This window comes from Clostridium arbusti SL206, from assembly GCF_000246895.1.
Lineage (GTDB): Bacteria > Bacillota > Clostridia > Clostridiales > Clostridiaceae > Clostridium_I > Clostridium_I arbusti.
This window is the reverse complement of the sequence record NZ_BAEV01000198.1, coordinates 1-973: the sequence shown is the minus strand read 5'-3', so window position 1 is coordinate 973 and position 973 is coordinate 1. Positions and strand designations below refer to the sequence as shown.

At 23.0% G+C, this 973-nt stretch carries 1 protein-coding gene; it reads right to left on the bottom strand.

Going from position 1 to position 973, the window contains the following annotated elements; all coding sequences use genetic code 11:
* Window positions 1–152: 152 nt before the first annotated feature.
* Window positions 153–611 (bottom strand): peroxiredoxin, encoded by a 459-nt coding sequence (locus RH99_RS18035; protein ID WP_010241794.1) that lies wholly within the window; start codon window positions 609–611, stop codon window positions 153–155.
* Window positions 612–973: the final 362 nt, after the last annotated feature.

The following is a 973-nucleotide window of genomic DNA, read 5'->3' as shown; positions in this document are numbered from 1 at the left end:
GTCTAAGTTTATTACTTAGACTTTTTTTGCTTTTTAAATATAAAAAAAGTATAGGAAAAAAGTCCTATACTACAAAATAAATTTAAGTTTATTTAATGGGGGATAATAAATATTTATAATAGTGAGTTTTAAGTAAAGATTATAAGTAATATTTACTTAATGTCTTTAAGAATATCTTCTATATGGCCATCTATTTTTACTTTTCTATAAATTTTTTTTATAGTACAAATTTCATCTATTATAAAGGTGCTACGTTCGATTCCTATTTTTTTCTTACCAAACATATTTTTCTCTTTTAAAACACCATATGAATTACATACTTCTTCATTAGTATCTGATAACAATACATAAGGTATGTTAAGTTTCTTTATAAATTTGTCATGGGAGTCTAAGGTATCTCTACTTATTCCTAAAATTACACAATTAAGATCTTTAAAATTCTCCGTATTATCAATAAAGCAAACGGCTTCTTTAGAACATCCTGGAGTATTATCTTTAGGGTAAAAATAAAGTACTATTTTTTTACCTATATAGTCACTTAATTTATGTTCTTTTCTATCAGATCCAATTAAAGAAAAGTCAGGAGCAGTTAGGCCTTCTTTTATATCCATTTATATCACCAGTTTCTTTATATATTCATTATGATTATTGTATAATAATGAATATTAAATATCAAGATTTTTTAAGAATTTTGTTATAAAATAAGCACTATAAAATTTATGATAGCAAATTTTATAGTGCTTATTTTATTTTTATTACATAATATTGTTTTTATAAAATAATATTAATATAGGTGCTAATTGTTATGAGAAAGTTTTGAGCGTTTTGTATACTTTGAAGAATTAGTATGAGAATCAACTTTATCACCATTTTCAATACCAATATTTCCTCCATTTTAAAGAACATTTTCTTAATTCAGGATTAGATTTGGTTTGGTTTTGTTTAAGCTTTTATTATTATCCATACTACGTGT